Raw genomic sequence first — 22,558 nt, 5'->3', positions numbered from 1 at the left:
AGACAACGCGCGGAGCCCCCTTGCGCACAGACTCAGAAGCTCGTCAGCGTCCCCGGCAGGTTGAACGTCTGGGACGTCCCCTTGTCCAGGTCCACCACGGTCGCGGTGTTGTCTGAGACCATCACCCAGCCGTCCCGCGTGTGCCGCAGCAGAGACGAGCTGTCCATGCCTTTGACCGTCACGCGCCGCAGTTCACGCCCGCTTCTCCGGTCCAGCTCGATGAGATCGCTGTCCTCCCCGATGTTCACTGCGACCACGACGGTGTTCTTCGACGCCTGCACGGCATCGACCCTTCCGCCGACCGCGCTCACCACCGTCGCTCCGTCCGTGTTCTTCAGGGTCACTTTCACCCTGGTTCCCGGGTTGTTCCGGGTGGGGGTACCGGCCAGGACCGGGGTTCCTGCCGGACATGCCAGTTGCTGCACCTGCACGCCGCCGGCCTGCCCGGCCTGCCTGGTCCTGCCTGTGGTGAGGTCGAGCACACTTACCTTTATGCCGGATCCCTGTCCCGTGGCCAGGCACACCGTGTCACTGGACGGATCGGACGCCGCCAGCGTGACCGAACCCGGAACCCGCACGTCCCGGACCTGTTTCCACGTCTTCGCATCGCGTACCAGCACACTGGTGGTCTTACTGTCCGCCGCGGCAGCGCCCTGACCGCGTTGGGAGGAGCCATGAACGGCCGCGACCAGGCGCTTGCCCGGCACGAGTTCACGCAGCCGCTCCGTACCGTCCTTCTCATCTAGGGCGTGCCGGGCGGTGTTCAGCGTGAAGAGCCGGTCTGGACGCTCCCCTTCGCGGGGCGTGGACAGCCACCAGGTCCCGTCGGCCAACTGCACGAGCTGAGGAGCCAGCACGTCGTCGTCGCCGTCCTTCTGCGGCACAACAACCAGCGCCTGCGCGTGGTGGGTTTCGGGATTGATTCCGACCACCACGGTGTGCCCGGACACGCTCGCGGTCACAAAGGTCTGCGAGCCCTTCCAGTCCGTTCCCAACTCCACGTCGTCGGAATCGGAACAGGAAGCCAACAGGGCAACGGACACCGCGAGCGCGGCGTACGACGTCTTGCGCCGCATAACAGGGATCACCAATCCTTCATGGCTTCTGTGGGGGACATGCGCGCGGCACGGCGCGCCGGGAGCACGGCGCCGGCCGCTACGACGACAACGGTCGTGACCGACAGGGAGATCAGCGTCGAAATCCCCGGAAGCGGCACCGTGTCGTGCACATACGGGGCGACGTCGCCGATACGCCGAAGACCAGCCGCCGCCGCACTGGACGCGCCCATCGCGAGCACGACGCCGGCCGCGGCCGCCACCACCCCGGCGATCGCCATCTCCGTCACGAGCATCCCCATCACCGAGCAGCTACGGAAACCGACCGCCTTGAGGATGCCCACTTCCTGGGCCCGCTGCCGCCCCAGCGCACCCGTCACCGTGACCGCCCCGACGAAGGCGAGCACGCCTAGGACGCCGAGCAGCACGTTCCCGGTCAGCCTGACCAGCTGCAGCACTCCGGGAAGAGCCTGAAGCTGCTGCTGCAGGGAGTTGGCCGGGTAGTTCATCGTCTGCACAGCCTTGAGCACGTCCGGTACGTGGGCGGCGCTGTCAGCCACCACCGTCAGCTGATCCCACCCCGACGTGCGCAGGTAGTCGTCGGACGTCTTGCCGGCCGCGGCAGCCGCCCACTTCACCACGGTCGCGTCGTCCGCATACGCGGTGTCCGGGCCGTCGAACTGCCAGCTGGGGTCGTACAGGCCCACCACCTTCACCCGGTCGCTGACCGTGTCCCCCACGCCGGGCCGCACATAGCGGTGCGCGTCCACCGTCACCGTCCTGCCCACCATCGAAGACAGGTCCACCCCATGCGTGGAGGCTGGAAAGACCACCTCTCCACGGTGCAGCGGGAACAGTTGCTTGCGTGCCGACTTGATCACGGGGGGCGCCAGCGCCTTGCGGTAGGTCGTCGCATACAGCAGGTCGGCCCCCTCAGGGTTGTCCCGCACCGGCATGGACACCTGAAGCCTGTGCTGGACCGACTCCACATGAGCGATCTTCGCCAGGCGCGTCTCCGTCGCGTCCGTCAGCTGAGCGGTGTCAGGACGCCCCTCTGGGGAGTCCACCGTGACCGACCGGCTCGCCGTCGACTCCCCGACCTGGCTGGTCGTCGTCCCCTGCGCGTTCGAGGCGATACCGATCGCGCTCAGGCACACCGCGCTGGCGACCGCGACCATGGCCACAAGCCCCAGCAACCGCCTACGCAGCGCTCGCACGTTCCACCACGCCAACTGAAGCAGGTTCACAGCTCACCCTCCCGCGAACTCCGGGTGGCTGCCCGGGAGCGGCCCTTCGTCTCCTTATGCGCCGCAAGAGCCTCGCCCTGTGCCGAAAGGCCGGTTCTCCGGCCCAGTCGGTGAACGACGTCAGCCGCATCCGCGACCGCCTGATTGTGGGTGACGACCAGCACCCCCCGCCCGTCGTCCGCCAACTCCCGGAACAAGCCCAACAACAGGGCCTCGTTCTCGGTGTCCAGGTTTCCGGTGGGTTCGTCGGCCAGCAGCAGTGGCGGATCGTTCACCAGTGCCCGGGCCAGCGCCGCGCGCTGTTGTTCGCCCCCTGACAGCTCGCTGGGCCGGTGCTCGCACCGGTCCCCCAGCCCCACGCGCTCCAGCAGACCGCGCGCCCGGGCCTCTGCCTCCCGGCGCCTGCCGGTGTACGGAAGCAGGACGTTCCGCAGGGCGCTGTGCTGCGGCAGCAGGTTGTAGGACTGGAAGACGAACCCCAGACGCCGACGCCGTAGGTCCGCGAGTGCACTGCCCGCCAGGCCATGGGTGTCGTGGCCCTCCAGAACCACGCGGCCGGTGTCGGGCTTCGTCAGCAGCCCGAGAATATGCATGAGGGTGGATTTACCCGATCCCGAGTGTCCGACGAGCGCGGTGACACATCCCGGCGCGACAGCGAGATCGATGTCTTTGAGGACGTCGACCCGCTGGCCGCCCAGCGTATAGGACTTGCCTACCCCACTCGCTGTCAGCAGTGCGTTCAAGGAGGTTCTGCTCACTTTCTGTCTCAAGGGCCCTGTGAGGGCAGAGTTCCCAGCTTCCGGCCCAGTGCCTTGTCCAGCTCCCACACCGCCCACGTCGTCTTGAGATCGCAGCCGGGCTCGCCATCAGGCCGGTACAGGTCGGGGAGCCCCGGACAGCCCCGGTGCGCCCTGAACTGACTCGTGAGGTGCTTCACCATGGAGTCGTCGGCATGGCCGCCGAGCAGCAGGTAGGCGCGGACGATCAGCGCACGGTCATAGACGCTCGCGCGGGGTCCCGGGTCGCCTGCCCATCGCCTGAGCACGTCCGCGGTCAGCCATCCAGGTGTCCGGTCCTCCTGGCCGGCCTGGTGCAGACCGACCACCAGCGTGGCAGCCGCCTGCGCGCGTTCCAGATCGTCAACACTCCAGCGTGTGACAGAGGGAACCGGTATCGGTACGCCGGACTCCGCGCAGTCCCATGCCGCACGCTGCCAGGCCGCCACGTTGTCCGTGGTGATCGTGGTCGGCACCGTCGACGGATCCTGGCACAGTGCGGCCTCCTGATGGGAAAGCGGTTCACCGCCGGCGCTGTGCTTGAGCGTGGCCAGGTTCAGCCGCGCAGCGCCGTCGCGGGGCGCGTCCTGGGTGTTGGCCTGTTCCTCGACGGCGGCTAGGAGACGTTTGTCCCGCTCGGGCCAGCCGGCCACGCTCCGCAGTCGCTGCACGAACAGCGACGCGTCGGGCGTGCCCAGGTAGGAGGACGGGTCACGCACCGTTCCGTCCTGCATGCGCTGCCGCTCGAGACGGCGGGTGACCGCCGAGAACGCTCCCTTGGAGCTGCCGGTGGCGCGCAGGATGTGCACCAGGCTGTAGAGCTGGTCGTAGTCGAGGCTTGTGACGTTGTGGGACAACGCCTGCTGCCATGTCTTCCGGTCCACATGCGGCTCTTTGCCGGCCGACTCCTGGAGTAGTACGTAGTTGTACGTGTCGTCCAGCAGGTCGGCGCGTTCCTTGTCCGGCCGCTCGGTGAATCGGCTCGCGTCCGGAGCCGCAAGCGACGTCAGGGAGCCGGGGACGGACTTGCCCAGCAGGTGCAGGCAGCGTGCCAGGGCCGCGGCCTCGTCCAGTTGCGGCTTGCCGTCTGCCAGCCGACCCAGCCAGTCGGCAGTGGCCGCCTTGTCGGCAGCGGGAAGCATAGCGAGAGTTCCGGTGGCCGCCTCCACCTCCAGCGCGGCCCACGTGGCACCCAGGCGTCCTTCGTCGCTCTTCGCTCCGAGCGCGGGATCCTCGTACCACCCCCTGCCGGTCCGCAGTTTCTCCACCGCCTGCGCGTCGCCGCGCCCCAGCACCGTCGCAGCCCCGGCGTCGCGCAGCGGGACAAGCCAGTATCTCCCCCACAGCGCTGACGTCTTGAGCGCGTCGGAGCGCAGCGCCGCGGCCGTCGTGGCTCCCACTGTGACCTTCGGCTTTGCGCCGGTCTCCTCCAGGATGCGCAGCGCGTAGGACTGGGCTTCGGGGCTGCCGCGCCCTTCCCTCAGGAAGGGGTGGTAGTACAGGCCGTTGGCCTGGCTGACGAGACTCTGGAAGTAGGCCGTTTCCCTGCTTTCATTCTGGTTGCCCTGCGAGGTGCAGGACACGGCCAGCATGAGGACGCAGGCCGCGGCAGCAGCCCACGCCGCTTTCCTCGCGACTTTCTTGGCGTGAGACACACTCGTTCTCCCCCGTAAGAGAACTCTGCCCCCGCCAGGGGCGGGGGCAGAGACGTTCAGGTGGTGCGCAGAGTCAAGCGCGGATCAGGAAGCGCCGGCGTAGACGCACTTCTCCGTGAACTTGATCCTGCTGTTGATCTGGGCCGAACCACAGGACTTCGTCGACACGTACACGGTCAGCATGCTGGGCTTCATCTGACCGTAGGTGTCCGCGATCCACTTGTGGCCGCCGTAGTTCTTCCAGCGGACCGTGCCCTGCGACCTGCTGTTCATCGTCAGCGTCGCCTCAGGGTTCTTCGAGATCTTGATGGAGACGCTGACACCATGAGCGGCGAGGATGGCCCGGTTCTGCACCCACTGGGCACTGTCGTGGGATCGGCCCTTGTACAGCTTGGTCGACGCCTTCCAGTCGCAGGCGGTCACGTACGAACCACAGTGCCAGGCGTTCACCTGCATCTTGTGGCCCGGGATGCCCCAGGTGTGCGAGGCCTGCGTGGCGTGCGCGGGCGCGGCTGCGAGCAGCAGAGCGCCAGCGGCTGCCGCAGCGGCACCACCAGAGACCAGGCGCGAGAGATGACGCATGTTTCCTCCCCGTAGAAGTGGAAATGCTTCCTTGACCATGCGCCCGGCACCGCAGACGGCACCCGCACGCACGTTCCACTGAATTTCTACGTCCTGGCCACGCCGACGACCATTGCACCTTCGGGCATCCTGCCCGCCAGGGCTGCCTCAGGAGCCCCGACTTCAGAGACTCAGTCTTGCTTCGCGCACGCCTTCTGCCTGGTCAGCCCCGACACGATCCCGGACACCTCACCGATGACGGCGTCCTTGTCCTTGATTCGGTCCGACATCGTGACCTCGACCGCAGGACTACGCCCGTACGACAGAACCGTCTTGGTCCCGCCGTGGGTCTTCTTCGCGTTCACGACCCAGTCGACCCCCTTCACCAACGTGCACGAAGCCGAGCCCGGGACGTCCGAGATGTTGCCGCAGCGGAGAATCACATCACCGTCCCCCCACACGGCCGTTCCCTTCTGGTCGGAATCATTACGCTCACGGCCCCCTAGCTTCTGCGGCGCTTTGCTCACCAGACTGGAGCACTCGGCACTGGCACCGCCCGGAGCTCCCGACACGTTGTAGGAACGCGAGGAGGTCCCGCACGCCGCAAGAGCGGCAGCACACACAGCGACCACACCAACCTGTGCCAGACGCCGGCCAGAGGTCATCTCCATGAGTAATCCCTTGTCTAGATAGCGCAGTTATGAGCTTTGTACGGCGAAGGCCACACGGTAGGAGGCAGTGCACGGCGCTCTCGTACGGAACGTCGGCCATGCCGGTAGCCGGGGTCAGTCCTCGCGGATGCTGAGCAGGTCGCCGGGTTGGCAGTTCAGTTCGCGGCAGATCGCGGTGAGGGTGGAGAAGCGGATTGCCTTAGCCCGGTCGTTCTTCAGGACAGAGAGGTTGACGACCGTCACCTCGACCTTGGCCGCCAGCTCGGACAGAGTCATGCCGCGCTCTGCCAGCAGTCGGTCCAGGTGGACCTTGACCCGGTGTTCCTCCTCTGGCGGCATCAGACCAGCCCCTCGGTGTCGGCGCGGAGCTTCGTACCACGCCGGAAGACCTCGCCCAGGGCCAGGATGAGGAAGGCGAGCAGGACGTACTCGCCGGTGAACGTGATCGAGGAGGGGATCTGATCGGCCATGGGGGTGCCGCTCACCAGTGCAGCCGTGGTGAGCGCTGGCAGCACTGGGGAGAGGAAGGCCTGCACTAGCACCGTGAGCCCTATGGCGCTAAGGCGGCGGGCGTTCTTCGGCACGAAGACGTCGCCGCCTCGCAGCGTCCTGGCCACCTGAAGGAGGAGGGCCAGGACGAGGAGCAGGAGCAGACTGCCGATAACCTCCGGCAGCGCGAGCAACAGGCGCTGGCTCAGGTCGGGGTGAGCGAAGGCGAGGTCGGCCTGGTGGGTGCCGGTGAGGGTCATGCCGTTGCCCGCCACCGTATCGGTCACGGTGCTCGGTACCCGAGTCGTGGTCTCGACCTCGACTTCGCGGGTGTCCACGGGGTCGATGAGGCCGACCACCCCGAGGGCGGGGGTCAGCACCCCGAAGACGCCGACAAACAGAGCGGCCAGGCCCAGAGTCGCCTCCAGCAGCCGATTGTCGGTCCGGGCCCACCAGGACTTCGTACCCACGGTTCCCCCTGTTGTCCGCAGCACACATATCGCTTATCGATAGTATCGATAAGCGATATGTGTGCTGTCAAGCTCCGGGTGCAGTGACGGATGAAGCAGGTCTCGCGAGAGGAGCCCCGCCGACGGTTGCCCCGAGGTCATCCGCAGGGCGGCCCAGGAGCTCGGCGTCCATCCCGCGGCCCCGCATGGATGGATGCACCAGAAGGCGGCGACCGCCTTACCGCCACACGCGAGGCACCCATGACCCTGCGCAAGAAGAACGGATCGCGCCGTTCCCGGAACTGACCCGCCCGACAGCCCTGTGGAGCCCGTCGGAGTCGGTCTGGTACCGCACTACGTCACCCTCGGCCACCCCGCCCTGAAGGAAGGGAGCATTCTGCACCCTGGCCATGCTGTCACCGACCTTCGTCGCCCCACAGGCCCTCGGTGTCCTGCGGGAACCACCCCTCACGACGGACGAACCCGAACCAGACCTCGATCTTCCCGGCCTCGTTCTCCATGACAGCCATCATGGGCCGACCGCCACCACCACTCCCACCGGGTGAGCCGGGCGATCTCCCGTAGCTGTCAGATTCTGAGTGGTCTCCGTAATTTGCCGGTTCTTGGACAATTCTGGAAGCCGTCGGCTGCTGTTGGTTCCGCCTCCGGCACCGAGTGAGCCGCTTCCGCCGGGAGATGGTCTGGCCGACGCGCTCACGTTACAGAGGCGGGCTGTCGGCGACGCGCGATTCAGCCGTCGCCGACACAGGCCCACGGCCCACTACAACTCCGCGCGTGACCGTACATGGGTGACTCGGAGGTGTGGTCGACAGGCAAGGCACCATGACGTTGGCGTCGGCGGGGCGATCTCACTCCGGGCCACTGCGAGACCGCCCGTCGCATTGCAACAAGATGATGGTGGTGGGGCGCACGCCACCGGGGCATCGTTGATCTCGCTTCCCCCGGGTGCACCAGCACCCGGAGCGGTCCCGGTCGGGCACCCCCCGTTCGGCCGGGACCGTCGTATCGCGCCCACGGGGGTGGCGCGATACGGGAGGGCCGCTCAGCACGTGGCGCGGCAGGCGCCGAGACCTTCCGGCGCCCGCCGCGTCACGTGCGAGCCCTCTGCCACGGCGCCCCGCTCCGGGGCGGCGGGCCACCGCTCCGGGGCCTACTTCAGGCCGATGGCCGCGCAGGCCGCCTTGTACCTGGGGGTGCAGATCTCGTCGATCGTGTAGATCCCGTCGGCGATGACCGTGTCCTTGATGCTGCTCTTGACCAGGGGGCTCACCTGGACCAGCTTGGCCGGGATGTCCTTGGCGGTGGGGCTGTCCACCTTGTCCTGGGTGAGGGCGTCGAACTGGATGTCCTTGCCCTGCACCTTGGTGACGGCCATCTGGGCCGCGGCCTCGGCCTCGTCCGGGTAGGACTTGTAGACGCTCATGTACTGCTCGCCGCCGATGATCCGCTGCACCGCGTCCAGTTCGGCGTCCTGGCCGGTGATCGGGGGCAGGCTGGTGACACCGGCCGCCTTCAGCGCCTTGATGACACCGCCCGCCATACCGTCGTTGGCGGCGTAGACCCCGGCGATGTTGCTCTTGCCGATCTTGCCGATCGCCTCGGCCATCTCGGTCTGGGCGTTCTCCGGCTTCCAGTCCGGGGTGTCGAAGGTGTCCGCGATCGTCACCTTGCCGTTCAGCTCGGACAGCGCACCCTGCTTGAACTGCTTGGCGTTCGGGTCGGTGGGCGAGCCGTTCACCATGACGACCTTGTCGGAGGTGTCGACGTTCGAGCCCAGCGCCTCCAGCAGCGTGCGGCCCTGCACCTCGCCGACCAGCTCGTTGTCGAAGGAGATGTAGGCGTCGATCGGACCCTCGGCCAGCCGGTCGTAGGCGATGACCGGGATGCCCGCGTCCTTGGCCTTCTTCACCTGGCCCGCGATGGCGTGCGAGTCGACCGCGTCGACCAGGATGATGTCGACCTTGTCGTCGATCATCGACTGCATCTGGCCGGCCTGCCGGGCGGCGTCCGCGTCGGCGTTGGCGTACTCGACCTTGCCCTTCTTGTCGGTCAGCTCCTCGACCTTGCTCTTGATGATGGGGTAGTCGAACTTGTCGTAGCGACTGTTCGCCTTCTCCGGCAGCAGCAGCCCGATGGTGACGTCGTCACCCTTCGTCGGGCTCGCGCTCGCACCGTCCCCCGTCGCGTCCAGCACGCCGCAGCCGGCAAGCGAAAGGGTCATCGTGGATGCAGCCACGGCTATGGCGATACGACGCATTCGAGGGCTCACTTCAGGTGCGTTCCGGACGTGGGTGCTGCTTTACGACCCAGGTGTCTGAAAAGACAACGCGGAGCCGCTACCCGGCGTCAAGCGGAACTACTTAACGAGTGCGCAACAGCACGCTCCGCTGCACCTGTGAAGGAGGAGCGGAATCATCTCCAAACACTCTTTACGGACCCTCCATTCAAACGGAGTTCACAGGGAGGCAAAGATCCGCACAACCAATGGCAATCCCCGCGAGTCGTGATCACCGGCGGTCGCACACCGTTCCCCCGACTCGAGCAGAGGACCGAATGAACCCAGCCAGACGCACGACGACCACGGCCGTCGTGCTCTCCGCAACCGGCGCCCTGCTGAGCACGGCCACCACCGCCGCTTCCGCCGCCCCGAGTTGCCCGTCACCCTCGTACATCCGGATGTTCTACGCGAACACCACTTTCTCCGGCGCCCCGAAGAAGACGGACTGCGACTCCGGGATCTCCGAGCACTGGGGCACGGGCGCCCCGGCCACCGGCCTGCCCAGGGACAACTTCGGCGTGCGCTGGAGCGTGACCCGGGACTTCGGTTCCGGCGGGCCGTTCTCGCTGCCGGTCAGCACCCAGGACGGGGTGCGGGTGTACCTGGACGGCGTGCGCAAGGTGGACATCTGGAAGAACGTCTCGACCGACCAGAGCAAGTCCGTCGACGTCACGATCCCGTCCGGCAGGCACACGCTGCGCGTCGACTACGTCAACTGGACCGGCACCGCCGACGTCGCCTTCTCGTACCTGCCCCGGCTCTCGGCCGCCGACGACAAGGTCAAGCCCCTCGTCCCGACGGGGACTTCGGTGTCGTACGACACGGCGACCGGCAGGGCGAAGCCGAGCTGGACCAAGAACAAGGAGATGGACCTCGCGGGGTACCGGGTCTACCGGCGGCTGAAGGGCATGTCGTTCGGCAGCAAGCCGCTCGCGACGACGACCTCCACCTCGTACACCGACGCCACCCTCCCGAAGACGGGCGAGACGTACTACTACGAGGTCCGCGCCTACGACCGGGCCGGCAACGAGTCGGCGGGCACCGCGGACCAGGCGGTGACCACCGTCGACCGGGTGGCGCCCGACGCGCCGGCCAACGTGAGCGCCGGGGGCCATTTCGGTCCGGCCGACAGCACGGGCGGGCTGAAGGTCGTCTGGGACAGGGTCACGGGCGCGGTGTCCTACCGCGTCTTCCGGGCGGCGAGCGAGAACGGCACGTACACCGCGCTCGGCACCACGGACCAGCTCTCCTACCTGGACACCTCGGCCGCCGAGAAGGTCGTCTACTACTACCGCGTCTCGGCGGTCGACGCGGCGGGCAACGAGTCCGCCCGGTCCGAGCCCGGGTACGGCAAGATCTGGGACAACGACCCGCCCGCCCTCGTCACCGGGCTGAACGTCACCCCGACCGAGTACGGCTTCCACCTGGACTGGGACAGGAGCCCCGCCACGGACCTGAAGTACTACGAGATCCACCGGGGCGAGGTGCTGGGCGACCCGGGCGACCAGGTCTGCTGGGGCGGCACCGCGGACTACGTCTCCCCCGGCACGACGTCCTACGACTACACCACGCTCCCGGACGGCGACGAGGTCTGCTTCTTCGTCGACGCCGTGGACGACCAGGGCAACTCCGCGATCAAGTGGAACGGCCCGGCCGAGGCCGTGACCGTCGCCGAGCTGGACATGACGCCGGGCGAGCCGACGCCCGGGGGCTCGCCGGTCCGGCTGTCGGCGACCGCCGAGGGAACCGGAGTCGCGCTGGCCTGGAACGCCGTGGCGGACGCCACCGGCTACCAGGTCTACCGCTGGAACCCGGACACCAGGGCGTACGAGAAGCTGGCGGCCACGACGGACAGCTCCTACCAGGACACCGGCGCCGCCAGGGGCACCACCCACTTCTACCGGGTGACCGCCCTGCAGCCCGACGGCACCGAGTCCGCACCCGGCGCCGACTGGGCCTCCCTCGCGCCCTGAACACTCCGAACACGCCGAGCACGTGAGAGGGGCCCGGAATCCGGGCCCCTCTCAGCTGTCACAGACGCTCAGTCGTTCTGCTGCCGCTTCGGCCGCCACACCACCAGCGCGCTGGTCTGCTGGACCTCCTGATACGGGACCAGGTCGCGACGGTAGGAGGCGTGGACGGCGGCCTCGCGCTGCTGCATCGCGGCCGCCGCACCGTCCAGGGCCGCCTCCAGCTCCGCGACGCGGGACTGGAGCGCGATGACCTGGTTCTCCAGTTCGATGATCCGCTTGATGCCGGCCAGGTTGATGCCCTCGTCCTGCGACAGCGCCTGCACCTGGCGGAGCAGCTCGATGTCACGGGCCGAGTAGCGGCGGCCCCGGCCGGCCGTGCGGTCGGGGGAGACCAGACCCAGGCGGTCGTACTGACGCAGCGTCTGCGGGTGGAGTCCGGAGAGCTGGGCCGCGACCGAGATGACGTAGACCGGGGTCTCCTCGGTCAGTTCGTACGGGTTGCGCCGACGGCCGTCCATCACTCTCATTCTCCCTTCGCGGCCTCGAACAGCTCCGCCCGCGGGTCCTCGTCCGCGGTCGCCTCGCGATACGCCTCCAACGCGTCACGAGCCTTCCCCGAGACGTCCTTCGGGACACTCACCTCGACGGTGACCAGGAGGTCGCCACGGGTGCCGTCCTTGCGGACCGCGCCCTTGCCCCGGGCCCGCATGGTGCGGCCGTTGGGGGTGCCGGGCGGCAGCTTCAGGGTGACGGCGGGGCCGCCGAGGGTGGGGACCCGCACCTCGCCGCCGAGAGCCGCCTCGGCGAACGTGACCGGCACGGTGACGGTGAGGTTGTCGCCCTTGCGCCCGAACACCGGGTGCTCGCCGACATGGACCATCACGTACAGGTCGCCCGCCGGTCCGCCCCGCTCGCCGGGCGCGCCCTTGCCGCGCAGCCGGATCCGCTGCCCGTCGGTGACGCCCGCAGGGATGCGGACCTGCATCGTGCGCGACGACTTGGCCCGGCCGCTGCCCTTGCACTCCAGGCAGGGGTGCTCGGCGATCAGGCCGCGGCCCTTGCAGTCGGGGCAGGGGTCGGTCAGCGAGAAGCCGCCGCCCGAGCCCCGCGCGACCTGCCCGGTGCCGACACAGGTCGGGCACACCCGCGGTGTGCCGTTCTTGTCGCCGGTGCCGGAGCAGGCCTTGCACGGCGCCTGGGAGGACATCCGCAGGGGCACCGTGGCGCCCTCGATGGCCTCCGTGAAGCTCAGCGTGACCTCGGACTCGATGTCCTGGCCGCGCCGCGGCTGGGTACGGGTGCCCGTGGTCCCGCCGCGGTTGAACAGGCCCCCGAAGACGTCACCGATGCCACCGCCGAAGCCGCCCCCGCTCTGCGCGTTGCCCCCGAAGAGGTCGCCCAGATCGAAGTTGAAGGAGCCGCCGGCGCCCGGCCCGGGGCGGAAGCCGCCGTTGCCGAACAGGGCGCGTGCCTCGTCGTACTCCTTGCGCTTCTTGGGGTCGCCCAGGACGTCGTTCGCCTCGGAGATCTCCTTGAAGCGCTCCTCGGCCTTGGCGTTGCCCTTGTTGGCGTCCGGGTGGAACTCGCGGGCGAGCTTCCGGTACGCCTTCTTGATCTCGGCCTCGGTGGCGTCCTTGGGGACGCCGAGGACCTTGTAGTAGTCCTTCTCGATGAAGTCCTTGGTGCTCATCCCCGACGTCCCTCCTTCCTGTCTTCGGTGATTACGTCAGCCCTCCTCCGGGCCACCGTTCTCCTTGTCGTCGGCCGCGGGCGCCTCGGTGGTCTCCTCGGTGCCCTCCGCCTTGACGGCCTGCGCGCCGGGCTGCGGCTCGGCGACGGCCACCCGCGCGGGGCGGATGGTGCGCTCGCCGATGCGATACCCGGGCTGCAGGATGGCCACGCACGTCGTCTCGGTGACGTCCGGCGCGTAGCTGTGCATCAGGGCCTCGTGGATCGTCGGGTCGAAGGGCTCGCCCTCCTTGCCGAACTGCTGCAGGCCCATCTTGGCCGCGACGGTCTCCAGCGACTCGGCCACCGACTTGAAGCCGCCGACCAGTTCGCCGTGTTCCCGCGCGCGGCCGATGTCGTCGAGCACGGGCAGGAGTTCGGTCAGGAGGTTCGCGATGGCGACCTCCCGGACCGCGACCCGGTCGCGCTCCACTCGGCGGCGGTAGTTCTGGTACTCGGCCTGGAGCCGCTGGAGGTCCAGCGTGCGCTCGTTCAGAGCCATGCGCACCTGGTCCAGCTGGGCCACCAGACCCGCGTCTGCTGCTACGTCCCCGGCCGGGGCCGCCCCCTCTTCGGGAGCGGCCTTCGACTCGGCGTCTTCGGGGGTCGCGCCGGAGGGGACGTCGGGCTTCTCCTCGAAGCCCGGGGTCTCCTCCGTCACGCGGCACCGTCCTTGCGCTCGTCGTCCACGATCTCGGCGTCGACCACGTCGTCGTCGGCGGCCTTGGCACCACCGGCGGCGGCACCCTCGGGACCGCCCGCGGCCTGCGCGGCCTGGGCGTCGGCGTACATGGCCTGGCCCAGCTTCTGCGAGACGGCCGCGACCTTCTCCGTGGCGGTACGGATCTCGGCGGTGTCCTCGCCCTTGAGCGCGGCCTTCAGCTCCTCGACGGAGGCCTCGACCTCGGTCTTGATCTCGCCGGGGACCTTGTCCTCGTTGTCCTTGAGGAACTTCTCGGTCTGGTAGACGAGCTGCTCGCCCTGGTTGCGGGTCTCGGCGGCCTCGCGGCGGCGGTGGTCCTCCTCCGCGTACTGCTCGGCCTCCTGGCGCATGCGGTCGACCTCGTCCTTCGGCAGCGAGGAGCCGCCGGTGACGGTCATCTTCTGCTCCTTGCCCGTGCCCAGGTCCTTGGCGGTCACGTGCATGATGCCGTTGGCGTCGATGTCGAAGGCGACCTCGATCTGCGGGACGCCACGCGGGGCCGGCGGCAGACCGGTCAGCTCGAACATGCCGAGCTTCTTGTTGTACGCCGCGATCTCGCGCTCGCCCTGGTAGACCTGGATCTGCACGGACGGCTGGTTGTCCTCGGCCGTCGTGAAGATCTCGGAGCGCTTGGTCGGGATCGTGGTGTTGCGCTCGATCAGCTTGGTCATGATGCCGCCCTTGGTCTCGATACCGAGGGACAGCGGGGTGACGTCGAGGAGCAGGACGTCCTTGACCTCGCCCTTGAGGACACCGGCCTGGAGCGCGGCGCCGATGGCGACGACCTCGTCCGGGTTCACACCCTTGTTGGCGTCCTTGCCGCCGGTCAGCTCCTTGACGAGCTCGGCGACGGCGGGCATACGGGTCGAGCCACCGACGAGGACGACGTGGTCGATCTCGCCGAGGGAGATGCCGGCGTCCTTGATGACGTTGTGGAACGGCGTCTTGCAGCGCTCCAGCAGGTCGGCCGTCAGCTGCTGGAACTGAGCCCGGGTGAGCTTCTCGTCCAGGTGCAGCGGGCCCTCGGCGGACGCGGTGATGTAGGGCAGGTTGATCGATGTCTCGGTGGACGAGGACAGCTCGATCTTGGCCTTCTCGGCGGCCTCACGGAGGCGCTGGAGGGCCATCTTGTCCTTGGACAGGTCCACGCCGTGGCCGGCCATGAACTGCTTGACCAGGTAGTCGACGACGCGCTGGTCCCAGTCGTCACCACCGAGGTGGTTGTCACCGTTGGTGGCCTTCACCTCGACGACACCGTCGCCGATCTCCAGGAGCGAGACGTCGAACGTGCCGCCACCGAGGTCGAAGACCAGGATGATCTGCTCGTCCTTGTCGAGGCCGTACGCGAGCGCGGCCGCGGTGGGCTCGTTGACGATGCGGAGGACGTTCAGACCGGCGATCTCGCCGGCCTCCTTCGTCGCCTGACGCTCGGAGTCGTTGAAGTAGGCCGGGACGGTGATGACCGCGTCGGTCACCTTCTCGCCCAGGTACGCCTCGGCGTCCCGCTTCAGCTTCTGCAGGATGAACGCGGAGATCTGCTGGGGGTTGAAGTCCTTCCCGTCCAGCTGGATCTTCCAGTCGGTGCCCATGTGGCGCTTGACGGACCGGATGGTCCGGTCCACGTTGGTGACCGCCTGGCGCTTGGCGACCTCGCCGACGAGCACCTCGCCGTTCTTGGCGAAGGCGACGACGGACGGCGTGGTCCTGGCGCCCTCTGCGTTGGTGATGACGGTGGGCTCGCCGCCTTCAAGAACGCTGACGACGGAGTTAGTCGTGCCCAGGTCGATGCCGACCGCACGTGCCATGGTTGATTCCTCCAGCTGACTTGAGTGGAACAGGCTCAAGTGTGCACGAGCGGACCCTCCGGGTCAACAGACCTGAGTCAGCCAGACTCAACTCTTATCCGTTCCTTACACGCAACTGGCCTCTGACCTGCGTCGATTCCGTCCGCCGGGACTGCTGGACAGGGATGCGAAGGAGTACGAGAACGGCGAGGACCGCCCCACCGGCCACCCACAGCACAGCCCCCTCCCCCGTCCACCCGGCATGCACGAGCACCCCTACGAGCACCGTGGAGAAGGAACCGGCGCCGAGCAGCACGACGGCCCCCGGCGGGGTGAGCCCGAGCCGCCGCAGCCGGTGCGCGAGATGGTCCGGTCCGCGCCTGAGCAGCGGCCGGCGGCTCGTCCCGCGCGCGAGGACCACGAGCAGGACGTCGGCGGCGGCCACGGCACCGAGGCAGAACAGCACACCCGCGGTCGGCCCGAGCGCGTAGCCCGCGCGGGTGAAGACGGCGGCCGAGGAGAGCAGGAACCCGGTGAACAGCGAGCCGCAGGCCCCCATTCCCACCCTCGCGGGATGCCAGTTGTGCATCAGGAAGCCGGTGAGGGCGGCCGCGAAGACGCTCAGCAGCACCGCGAGCCCGTCCATCACCTCGGCGGCGGCACAGGCGCCCGCCCCGAAGGCGGTGACCACCCCGACCGTGCCCGCCAGCCCGTCGGCGTGGTCGAGCCCCTTGAAGGCGAGGGAGACGAAGACGATCCAGGCCACGGCCAGGATCCCGCCCCACAGGCCCGTCTCGTCGTACGGCACCACGCAGGCCGCCGCCACAGCCGTGCCGGCGACCAGCACCCGCGGGCGCAGTCGCCACACGTCGGCGACCAGCCCCAGCACGGCGACCCCGGCGCCGGCGACGAGCAGCCGGCCGACCCCCTGCCCCAACGGGGCGACCTTCGTCCACACCCCCGCCCATGCCACCAGACAGGTGACGACCACGACGGCCACCCCTCCGGGCACCGGCAGGGGCCGCTGCCGCCGCCGGTCGACGATGCCCGCACGCAGGGCGGGCACCCGGAGCAGCGCCGCGAGCACGGCGGTGAGGAGTAGGGCGGCGGAGGCCGCGGCGATCCCGTATAGCACGGGTCTAAGTTAGGCGCGAATGTAGCAATTCGGTATGAATAACACGATCCGATTGCCTGGCCCGCTCAGGCCCCCCTCAGCGACCCAGATCACCCCGGCCCTGGCTACAGTGCGAGTAAAGATGCGGGTAGTCTCGAACGGACTGCATAAGTTACCGCTTAGTAATGTCCCTCGCAGGCCCGAGGAGCCCCGAAATGCAACTCGCCGCGATCATCGTGTCGCTGGTTCTGATCGTGGTCGGCGTGGCCCTCTTCGCCCGCGCCCTCCTCCAGATCTACAACTTCATGCGGCTCGGCCAGAACGTGCCCGCGGGCACCCGCACCGACGAGCCCGTGCAGCGCACCGTCACCGTGGTCAGGGAGTTCCTCGGCCACACCCGGATGAACCGCTGGGGCATCGTCGGTGTCGCGCACTGGTTCGTGGCGGTGGGCTTCTTCTCCCTGCTGCTGACGATCGTCAACGCCATCGGCCAGCTGTTCCAGGCCGACTGGATCCTGCCGGTCATCGGCGACTGGGCGCCGTACAACGTCTTCGTCGAGTTCATCGGCACGATGACGGTGCTCGGCATCCTGGCCCTGATCGTCATCCGCCAGCTGAGCCACCCGCGCAGCCCGGGCCGCAAGTCCCGCTTCGCCGGGTCCAACTTCGGCCAGGCCTACTTCGTCGAGGCCGTCATCCTCATCGTCGGCGTCTGCATCTTCATGCTGCACGCGCTCGAGGGGGCACAGCACCACGTCGACAGCTACGAGGCGTCCTTCTTCATCTCGTACCCGGTGGTGTCGTGGCTGAAGGGCATGGACGTCTCCACGCTCCAGAACCTCACCTACTTCTTCGCGGGCCTGAAGATCGCGACCTCCTTCATCTGGATGATCACGGTCGCCCTGAAGACCGACATGGGTGTCGCCTGGCACCGCTTCCTGGCCTTCCCGAACATCTGGTTCAAGCGGAACGCCAAGGGCGAGACCGCGCTGGGCGCGCTGCTCCCGATGACCTCCGGCGGCAAGCCGATCGACTTCACCGACCCCGGTGACGACGACGTCTTCGGTGTCTCCCAGGTCGAGCAGTTCTCCTGGAAGGGCCTGCTGGACTTCTCCACCTGCACCGAGTGCGGCCGCTGCCAGTCGCAGTGCCCGGCCTGGAACACCGGCAAGCCGCTGTCCCCGAAGCTCCTGATCATGTCGCTGCGCGACAACGCCCACGCCAAGGCGCCCTACCTGCTCGCGGGTGGCGGCAAGACCGTGGAGGGCGAGGAGAAAGCGTCCGAGGAGCAGCTGGCCGGTGTGCCGGCCGCGGCCCTGGCCGAGGCCGAGCGCCCGCTGATCGGCACCGCCGAGGAGAACGGCGTCATCGACCCGGACGTCCTGTGGTCCTGCACCACCTGTGGTGCCTGCGTCGAGCAGTGCCCGGTGGACATCGAGCACGTCGACCACATCGTCGACATGCGCCGCTACCAGGTGATGATCGAGTCCGCGTTCCCGTCCGAGGCGGGCACGATGCTCAAGAACCTGGAGAAGAAGGGCAACCCCTGGGGCCTGGCCAAGAAGCAGCGCCTCGAGTGGACCAAGGAGGTCGACTTCGAGGTCCCGGTCGTCGGCAAGGACATCGAGGACCTCACCGAGGTCGAGTACCTGTACTGGGTCGGCTGCGCCGGCGCCCTCGAGGACCGCGCCAAGAAGACCACGAAGGCCTTCGCCGAGCTGCTCCACATCGCGGGCGTGAAGTTCGCGATCATGGGCGGCGACGAGAAGTGCACCGGTGACTCCGCCCGCCGCCTCGGCAACGAGCCCCTGTTCCAGGAGCTCGGCATGGAGAACGTGGCCGCGCTGAACATGGCCTTCGGCGAGGACGACGAGGACGAGTCGACCAAGAAGCCGAAGTCGGCGAAGAAGATCGTCGCGACCTGCCCGCACTGCCTCAACACGATCGGCAACGAGTACCCGCAGCTCGGCGGCGACTACGAGGTCATCCACCACACCCAGCTGCTGCAGCACCTGGTGGACGAGGGCAAGCTGATCCCGGTGACCCCGGTCGAGGGCATCATCACGTACCACGACCCGTGCTACCTGGGCCGCCACAACAAGATCTACACGCCCCCGCGCGAGATCATCGGCAAGGTCCCGGGCCTGCGCAACGAGGAGATGCACCGCCACAAGGAGCGCGGCTTCTGCTGTGGCGCCGGTGGCGCGCGGATGTGGATGGAGGAGCGGATCGGCAAGCGCATCAACAACGAGCGCGTCGACGAGGCCCTCTCCCTCAACCCCGACATCGTCTCGACCGCCTGCCCGTTCTGCCTCGTCATGCTGACCGACTCGGTCAACGGCAAGAAGAACGACGGCAAGGCCAAGGAGTCCATCCAGGTCGTGGACGTGGCCCAGCTGCTCCTGGAGTCCGTCAAGACGCCGGTCGACCCGGCGGGCGAGCCGGAGACCGAGAGCGAGCCGGAGCCGGAGCCGGTGAAGTAACGGCCCCTCGGAGGCCGGCATCGAGCGGCCCCTGAAAGCCCGACGGCGCCCCCTGACCCGCACAGGCAGGGGGCGCCGTCGTGTCCGCGGCTCGCTCAGGCGCCCTTGGGACCCGCCTGCTGCACGACCTCGAAGGACCACAGGGTGGAGCCGGAGGCAGCGGGCCTGGGCCGCTCGGCGCCCTCACCGCCACCCTGGTGCGCGGCCTTCATCGGCCCCTCCATCCACGCCTGGAACGACTCCTCGTCCCGCCACCGCGTGTACACGAGGTAGGTGTCGGTCCCCTCGACGGGCCGCAGCAGTTCGAACCACTCGAACCCGTCGGAGTTCTCCACGGCGTGGGCTCGCGAGGCGAACCGCTTCTCCAGGACCTCCCGCTGCTCGGCGGGGACGGTCAGCACGTTGATTTTTACTACGCTAGGCACATGACACCTCTCGTCAAACGGGGCCCCGACTGGACCCCTAATCTGGACCATGTGCGCGCAGTGTCCTACATCCGACAGTCAAGGAAGCGTGAGGACGACTCCGCGTCGACGGGAGTTCCTCGCGCTGTTCGTTGACCGTGTGAGCGTGGCACGCAGCGTGGGCAGGGGCCGGAACGCGAACACGGCGGAACGGGTGGCCGTGCACTGGGCAGAGGCACCAGCCAGGTAGGCACCTGAGCGCGTTCACTGTCCGTCGTCGGTAACCCCCTGGCGACGGGCCGTGGGCGTTCCTACGGGCATTGTGGCCCTGTGGATCGTGTCGGCCGGTGACGAATGACGATGGTGACACCGTTCTCGGTTTGCCCTACAGCGGTAGATGTTTATATTGATCTCTCCTTTCACCTATTCTGCTGTTGACCTGGAGTTTTGTGAGTCCACGGAGTCACCTGACGGTGACCTTTGGTTCACCTCCGGTCACCTGTGGGCCCTCCGTCGCTTCGCGATCTTGGGGACAGCGGGAAGGCAAGGCTCGGACGTAACTACAGAGAGTCGGATTTTGAGGAAGGCGGACGTGGCCGCCGGACTTCGCTGGTACTACGCCCCTGCCATTGAGGCCGGAGAGCGGCGCGCAGAGTTGGAGCGTCGGGCAGGCACCATCGAGACCAACGCACTGCTCGCCGAAGCGCAAGCACGGGCGCTCCTGCACCAGGAAGCTGCGTCTCTGCGCCATGCCGCTGCCGCCGTCACCACTCCCCCGGCTCCGTTCACGCTGAAAACCCTGCAATCGCTTGACACCGTGGCGTCCGAGATACTGTCGGCGCCCGACGGCCGCGCGACTCACCTCCTATCGCTGGCTTCACAGTTCGACGCCTTCCGAGCTCCGCTGCGCGATCCTGCCGAGTGGGTCAAGCGTCTCGGCTCAGTGCCACACAGCGTCCACGTGCGCACGTCTGCCGTTTGGGAAGCGTTCTGCGCCGCCGAGCCGGTGCTTGCTCGCTCGCTAGGCACCACCGGGGGGAAGCGGGCGCTGTTCGCCGCGATGGACGGTCGCTTTGGTGCGCGCCGGAAGCTGGCCGGATACGAGGGTTGGAGGGGCGTGGCGCTGAACGACTGACGGTCGCTGGCAGGCGGGACGGGGGGTCTGGAACTTTTCCGGCTCCCTCCTTGGCACCCCCGCCTTCCGCGAAATGCGAATGCGCGCAGATTCGCCCGAACTGGTGGGAAAACCGCTGGTCAAAGCTCGACCGACCCCGGATTGCAGCGCGGCACTGTCCCGTCGTACATGATCTGCTTCCGAGTCGGGCCGCTGACCTGCGACGACCAGCTCAGTTGAGACGTGGGGAAGCCGGGAATCTCAAGTGATGTGGCCCCGGGCGAGCGGATGCCGGAGGCTGTTTCAGTTGATGTGGTCCAACTTCGTTGTGTCGTCGGCCGCAACGGGACCGCTGATGTGGCTAGGACTGACGGCGTGCAAAGAGGACTGAACCTGGAACGCTCTCGTCGGGGTCGATCAGCATTTGGGCCTCGACGGTGAACCCGGCATCGCGTAGCCAGGCCGCCACTTGGTCAGGCTGGCGGCGGTGAACGTGGACATTCATCGGGTGGCCGCCGTAGCCCTGCGTCTTCAGCCTCGACCCGTCGCCGACGTGAAAGCCGAGCAGCAGTGGTCCGCCGGGACGCAACACGCGCCGGAAGTGGCCGAAGACCGTGGGTACTGCTTCGTCGGGGACGTGAATCAACGACCAAAATGCGAGCAGGCCGACGACTGAAGCATCGGCGAGGTCGAGGTCGGTCATCGAGCCCACCTCGAACCGCAGGCGGGGGTGGTCACGTCGAGCCACGTCGATCATCCCGGACGAAAGGTCGATGCCGAAAGCGTCCACACTCAGCTCGTGCAGGTGAGCGGTGACGTGTCCAGGTCCGCAGCCCACGTCCGCCACCGGCCCACCGCCAGCGGCGTGCACCAAGTCGGCGAACAGCGCCAGAGCCGCCCGAAGATACGGCGCCCCAGCCAGAGCTTCGCGTAGTTGGTCGGCATAGCTGTCCGCGACCGTGTCGTAGGAGGTCCGGGTGTCTGCCAACCAGCGGTCCGCGTTCATGGCTCGACAGAGTAGTGCAGTGATCAGGATCGCGAACCAGATCAAGTGAGATCAACGACGAATCAGACCAGGACACTTGAGACGTGGGCCAGATCCTTCGAGACGGGAAGGTGACGCCCGAGTGATCGCGGATTGGCCTGGGGGAGGGCGCACTCACCGCGGAGAGTGACCGCCGGATACAGTCTCACAATCGATGGTTATTGAGACGGTCGCTGCAAGGTGATCCAAGGGGCGTTTTTGGTGTTCAAAACCCGTCTCAGAACGCGCCCGAGAAGCTTGATGTTTTGAGACGAGTTATGAGACGATCGGGTCATGACGACGAACACCGGAACCTTGATCGGCTACCAGCGAGTGAGCACCAACGCGCAGGATGCGCAGCTTCAGGCGGATGCGCTCGCTGAGGCTGGGTGCGCCCGCATCTTCGAGGACAAGGCGTCAGGTAAGAACGCCGACCGTGCTGGGCTGCGCGCTGCTCTCGACTACATGCGGGAGGGGGACACCCTCACTGTGTGGAAACTTGACCGGTTGGGTCGTTCGACAAAGGACGTGCTCACGATCGCCGAGGATCTGCACGCCCGGGGGATCGCGCTGCGGATTCTGACGGGCACGCTGGCCGGTAGCTACTCCCCGAAGGGTGAGGGCAAGTTCTTCTTCACGATGATGGTCGCCTTTGCGGAGCTGGAGCGAGACATGATCGTTGAGCGGACCCGTGCCGGGCTGGACGCTGCTAAGGCTCAGGGTCGGACCGGCGGTCGGCCCACTGTCATGGATGCGGACAAGCTCGCTGCGGCCAAGGCACGTAAGGCCAAGGGGGAGAGCGTCACGACCATTGCCAAGGCGCTCAATGTGTCCCGCGCGACGCTGTACCGGGCGCTTGCCGACACGGAGTGAACCTGGCCCGCTTGAGAGACCGTCTGCCCGCTGTGGTGGACGGTCGTTCGCATGTCTGGGCACGGGGGTGGGTCCAATCTCTGAGGGAGTGCGCCCACTGACCCAGCCCCAAGGCGCGCACACGCCGCGCACCTCCCGCCCCTTACCCCACTCCTC

General features: G+C 67.8%; 21 protein-coding genes. 4 read left to right on the top strand and 17 right to left on the bottom strand.

What is annotated here, in order from left to right; all coding sequences use genetic code 11:
- Positions 1-32 precede the first annotated feature (32 nt).
- The 10 genes from FB157_RS13855 to FB157_RS13810 all read right to left on the bottom strand — a co-directional run bounded on the left by FB157_RS13855 (position 33) and on the right by FB157_RS13810 (position 9,181).
- The gene (locus FB157_RS13855; protein WP_261386300.1) at positions 33-1,076 is read right to left on the bottom strand and encodes a hypothetical protein; all 1,044 of its coding nucleotides are present in this window, start codon (positions 1,074-1,076) and stop codon (positions 33-35) included.
- An 8-nt stretch (positions 1,077-1,084) separates the two neighbouring features.
- Complete coding sequence (locus tag FB157_RS13850) at positions 1,085-2,302, bottom strand: FtsX-like permease family protein (protein ID WP_145879346.1); 1,218 nt, start codon at positions 2,300-2,302, stop codon at positions 1,085-1,087.
- The gene (locus FB157_RS13845; protein WP_145879345.1) at positions 2,299-3,045 is read right to left on the bottom strand and encodes an ABC transporter ATP-binding protein; all 747 of its coding nucleotides are present in this window, start codon (positions 3,043-3,045) and stop codon (positions 2,299-2,301) included. The genes FB157_RS13850 and FB157_RS13845 overlap by 4 nt, the downstream gene beginning before the upstream one ends.
- A gap of 23 nt (positions 3,046-3,068) precedes the next feature.
- Positions 3,069-4,733, bottom strand: coding sequence for a hypothetical protein (locus FB157_RS13840; RefSeq protein WP_261386299.1), 1,665 nt, complete (start codon positions 4,731-4,733; stop codon positions 3,069-3,071).
- 84 nt (positions 4,734-4,817) lie between these two features.
- Positions 4,818-5,315 (bottom strand): hypothetical protein, encoded by a 498-nt coding sequence (locus FB157_RS13835; protein WP_145879343.1) that lies wholly within the window; start codon positions 5,313-5,315, stop codon positions 4,818-4,820.
- Between the two features lie 170 nt (positions 5,316-5,485).
- The gene (locus FB157_RS13830; protein WP_145879341.1) at positions 5,486-5,965 is read right to left on the bottom strand and encodes a DUF3515 domain-containing protein; all 480 of its coding nucleotides are present in this window, start codon (positions 5,963-5,965) and stop codon (positions 5,486-5,488) included.
- A 114-nt stretch (positions 5,966-6,079) separates the two neighbouring features.
- Positions 6,080-6,304, bottom strand: a complete 225-nt coding sequence (locus FB157_RS13825) for a helix-turn-helix transcriptional regulator (protein ID WP_145879340.1) — start codon at positions 6,302-6,304, stop codon at positions 6,080-6,082.
- Positions 6,304-6,924 carry a DUF2975 domain-containing protein gene (locus FB157_RS13820; protein ID WP_145879338.1) on the bottom strand — a complete coding sequence of 207 codons (621 nt, stop codon included), beginning with the start codon at positions 6,922-6,924 and terminating at the stop codon, positions 6,304-6,306. The genes FB157_RS13825 and FB157_RS13820 overlap by 1 nt, the downstream gene beginning before the upstream one ends.
- A gap of 217 nt (positions 6,925-7,141) precedes the next feature.
- Positions 7,142-7,315 (bottom strand): DUF4265 domain-containing protein, encoded by a 174-nt coding sequence (locus FB157_RS49635; RefSeq protein ID WP_398946643.1) that lies wholly within the window; start codon positions 7,313-7,315, stop codon positions 7,142-7,144.
- A gap of 759 nt (positions 7,316-8,074) precedes the next feature.
- The gene (locus FB157_RS13810) at positions 8,075-9,181 is read right to left on the bottom strand and encodes a sugar ABC transporter substrate-binding protein (RefSeq protein ID WP_145879336.1); all 1,107 of its coding nucleotides are present in this window, start codon (positions 9,179-9,181) and stop codon (positions 8,075-8,077) included.
- Between the two features lie 296 nt (positions 9,182-9,477).
- Between FB157_RS13810 and FB157_RS13805 the strand changes: the two genes are divergently transcribed.
- Positions 9,478-11,175: a fibronectin type III domain-containing protein gene (locus tag FB157_RS13805; protein WP_145879334.1), complete on the top strand. Its 1,698-nt coding sequence runs from the start codon at positions 9,478-9,480 to the stop codon at positions 11,173-11,175.
- A 68-nt stretch (positions 11,176-11,243) separates the two neighbouring features.
- Here the strand turns inward: FB157_RS13805 and FB157_RS13800 are convergent, their stop codons facing one another.
- From FB157_RS13800 to FB157_RS13780, 5 genes are all read right to left on the bottom strand, one after another.
- A complete protein-coding gene (locus tag FB157_RS13800) occupies positions 11,244-11,693 on the bottom strand; it encodes a heat shock protein transcriptional repressor HspR (protein WP_145879333.1) in 450 nt (149 codons plus the stop codon).
- Between the two features lie 5 nt (positions 11,694-11,698).
- Positions 11,699-12,865 (bottom strand): molecular chaperone DnaJ, encoded by a 1,167-nt coding sequence (dnaJ, locus tag FB157_RS13795; RefSeq protein ID WP_145879331.1) that lies wholly within the window; start codon positions 12,863-12,865, stop codon positions 11,699-11,701.
- Between the two features lie 36 nt (positions 12,866-12,901).
- Complete coding sequence (gene grpE, locus FB157_RS13790; RefSeq protein WP_145879329.1) at positions 12,902-13,564, bottom strand: nucleotide exchange factor GrpE; 663 nt, start codon at positions 13,562-13,564, stop codon at positions 12,902-12,904.
- The gene (gene dnaK / locus FB157_RS13785) at positions 13,561-15,411 is read right to left on the bottom strand and encodes a molecular chaperone DnaK (RefSeq protein ID WP_145879327.1); all 1,851 of its coding nucleotides are present in this window, start codon (positions 15,409-15,411) and stop codon (positions 13,561-13,563) included. The genes grpE and dnaK overlap by 4 nt, the downstream gene beginning before the upstream one ends.
- Positions 15,412-15,505: 94 nt before the next feature.
- A complete protein-coding gene (locus FB157_RS13780) occupies positions 15,506-16,525 on the bottom strand; it encodes an MraY family glycosyltransferase (RefSeq protein WP_145879325.1) in 1,020 nt (339 codons plus the stop codon).
- Between the two features lie 194 nt (positions 16,526-16,719).
- On the opposite strand from FB157_RS13780, the gene FB157_RS13775 reads away from it, so the two are divergent.
- Positions 16,720-18,987: a (Fe-S)-binding protein gene (locus FB157_RS13775; protein WP_145879323.1), complete on the top strand. Its 2,268-nt coding sequence runs from the start codon at positions 16,720-16,722 to the stop codon at positions 18,985-18,987.
- A gap of 95 nt (positions 18,988-19,082) precedes the next feature.
- Here FB157_RS13775 and FB157_RS13770 read toward each other — a convergent pair whose 3' ends face one another.
- On the bottom strand, positions 19,083-19,412 hold the full coding sequence (locus FB157_RS13770; RefSeq protein WP_053661174.1) for an antibiotic biosynthesis monooxygenase: 330 nt from the start codon (positions 19,410-19,412) through the stop codon (positions 19,083-19,085).
- A 571-nt stretch (positions 19,413-19,983) separates the two neighbouring features.
- On the opposite strand from FB157_RS13770, the gene FB157_RS13765 reads away from it, so the two are divergent.
- Positions 19,984-20,526 (top strand): hypothetical protein, encoded by a 543-nt coding sequence (locus tag FB157_RS13765; protein ID WP_145879319.1) that lies wholly within the window; start codon positions 19,984-19,986, stop codon positions 20,524-20,526.
- Between the two features lie 340 nt (positions 20,527-20,866).
- On the opposite strand, the gene FB157_RS13760 is transcribed toward FB157_RS13765, so the two are convergent.
- On the bottom strand, positions 20,867-21,511 hold the full coding sequence (locus tag FB157_RS13760; protein WP_145879317.1) for a class I SAM-dependent methyltransferase: 645 nt from the start codon (positions 21,509-21,511) through the stop codon (positions 20,867-20,869).
- 312 nt (positions 21,512-21,823) lie between these two features.
- Between FB157_RS13760 and FB157_RS13755 the strand changes: the two genes are divergently transcribed.
- Positions 21,824-22,402, top strand: a complete 579-nt coding sequence (locus FB157_RS13755; RefSeq protein ID WP_145879315.1) for a recombinase family protein — start codon at positions 21,824-21,826, stop codon at positions 22,400-22,402.
- Positions 22,403-22,558 lie beyond the last annotated feature (156 nt).

Origin of the sequence: Streptomyces sp. BK340 (genome assembly GCF_007827595.1) — a bacterium.
In the GTDB taxonomy this organism is placed as follows: domain Bacteria; phylum Actinomycetota; class Actinomycetes; order Streptomycetales; family Streptomycetaceae; genus Streptomyces.
The sequence above is the reverse complement of the archived record's forward strand: the minus strand, read 5'-3'. Positions and strand labels throughout refer to the sequence as shown.

Excerpts from the sequence above, each read along its gene's own strand:
- FB157_RS13855 (WP_261386300.1), bottom strand. The coding sequence starts at position 1,076 with ATGCGGCGCAAGACGTCGTACGCCGCGCTCGCGGTGTCCGTTGCCCTG.
- FB157_RS13835 (WP_145879343.1), bottom strand. The coding sequence starts at position 5,315 with ATGCGTCATCTCTCGCGCCTGGTCTCTGGTGGTGCCGCTGCGGCAGCC.
- FB157_RS13830 (WP_145879341.1), bottom strand. The coding sequence starts at position 5,965 with ATGGAGATGACCTCTGGCCGGCGTCTGGCACAGGTTGGTGTGGTCGCT.
- FB157_RS13825 (WP_145879340.1), bottom strand. The coding sequence starts at position 6,304 with ATGCCGCCAGAGGAGGAACACCGGGTCAAGGTCCACCTGGACCGACTG.
- FB157_RS49635 (WP_398946643.1), bottom strand. The coding sequence starts at position 7,315 with ATGGCCAGGGTGCAGAATGCTCCCTTCCTTCAGGGCGGGGTGGCCGAG.
- FB157_RS13810 (WP_145879336.1), bottom strand. The coding sequence starts at position 9,181 with ATGCGTCGTATCGCCATAGCCGTGGCTGCATCCACGATGACCCTTTCG.
- FB157_RS13805 (WP_145879334.1), top strand. The coding sequence starts at position 9,478 with ATGAACCCAGCCAGACGCACGACGACCACGGCCGTCGTGCTCTCCGCA.
- FB157_RS13800 (WP_145879333.1), bottom strand. The coding sequence starts at position 11,693 with ATGGACGGCCGTCGGCGCAACCCGTACGAACTGACCGAGGAGACCCCG.
- dnaJ (WP_145879331.1), bottom strand. The coding sequence starts at position 12,865 with ATGAGCACCAAGGACTTCATCGAGAAGGACTACTACAAGGTCCTCGGC.
- dnaK (WP_145879327.1), bottom strand. The coding sequence starts at position 15,411 with ATGGCACGTGCGGTCGGCATCGACCTGGGCACGACTAACTCCGTCGTC.
- FB157_RS13775 (WP_145879323.1), top strand. The coding sequence starts at position 16,720 with ATGCAACTCGCCGCGATCATCGTGTCGCTGGTTCTGATCGTGGTCGGC.
- FB157_RS13760 (WP_145879317.1), bottom strand. The coding sequence starts at position 21,511 with ATGAACGCGGACCGCTGGTTGGCAGACACCCGGACCTCCTACGACACG.
- FB157_RS13755 (WP_145879315.1), top strand. The coding sequence starts at position 21,824 with ATGACGACGAACACCGGAACCTTGATCGGCTACCAGCGAGTGAGCACC.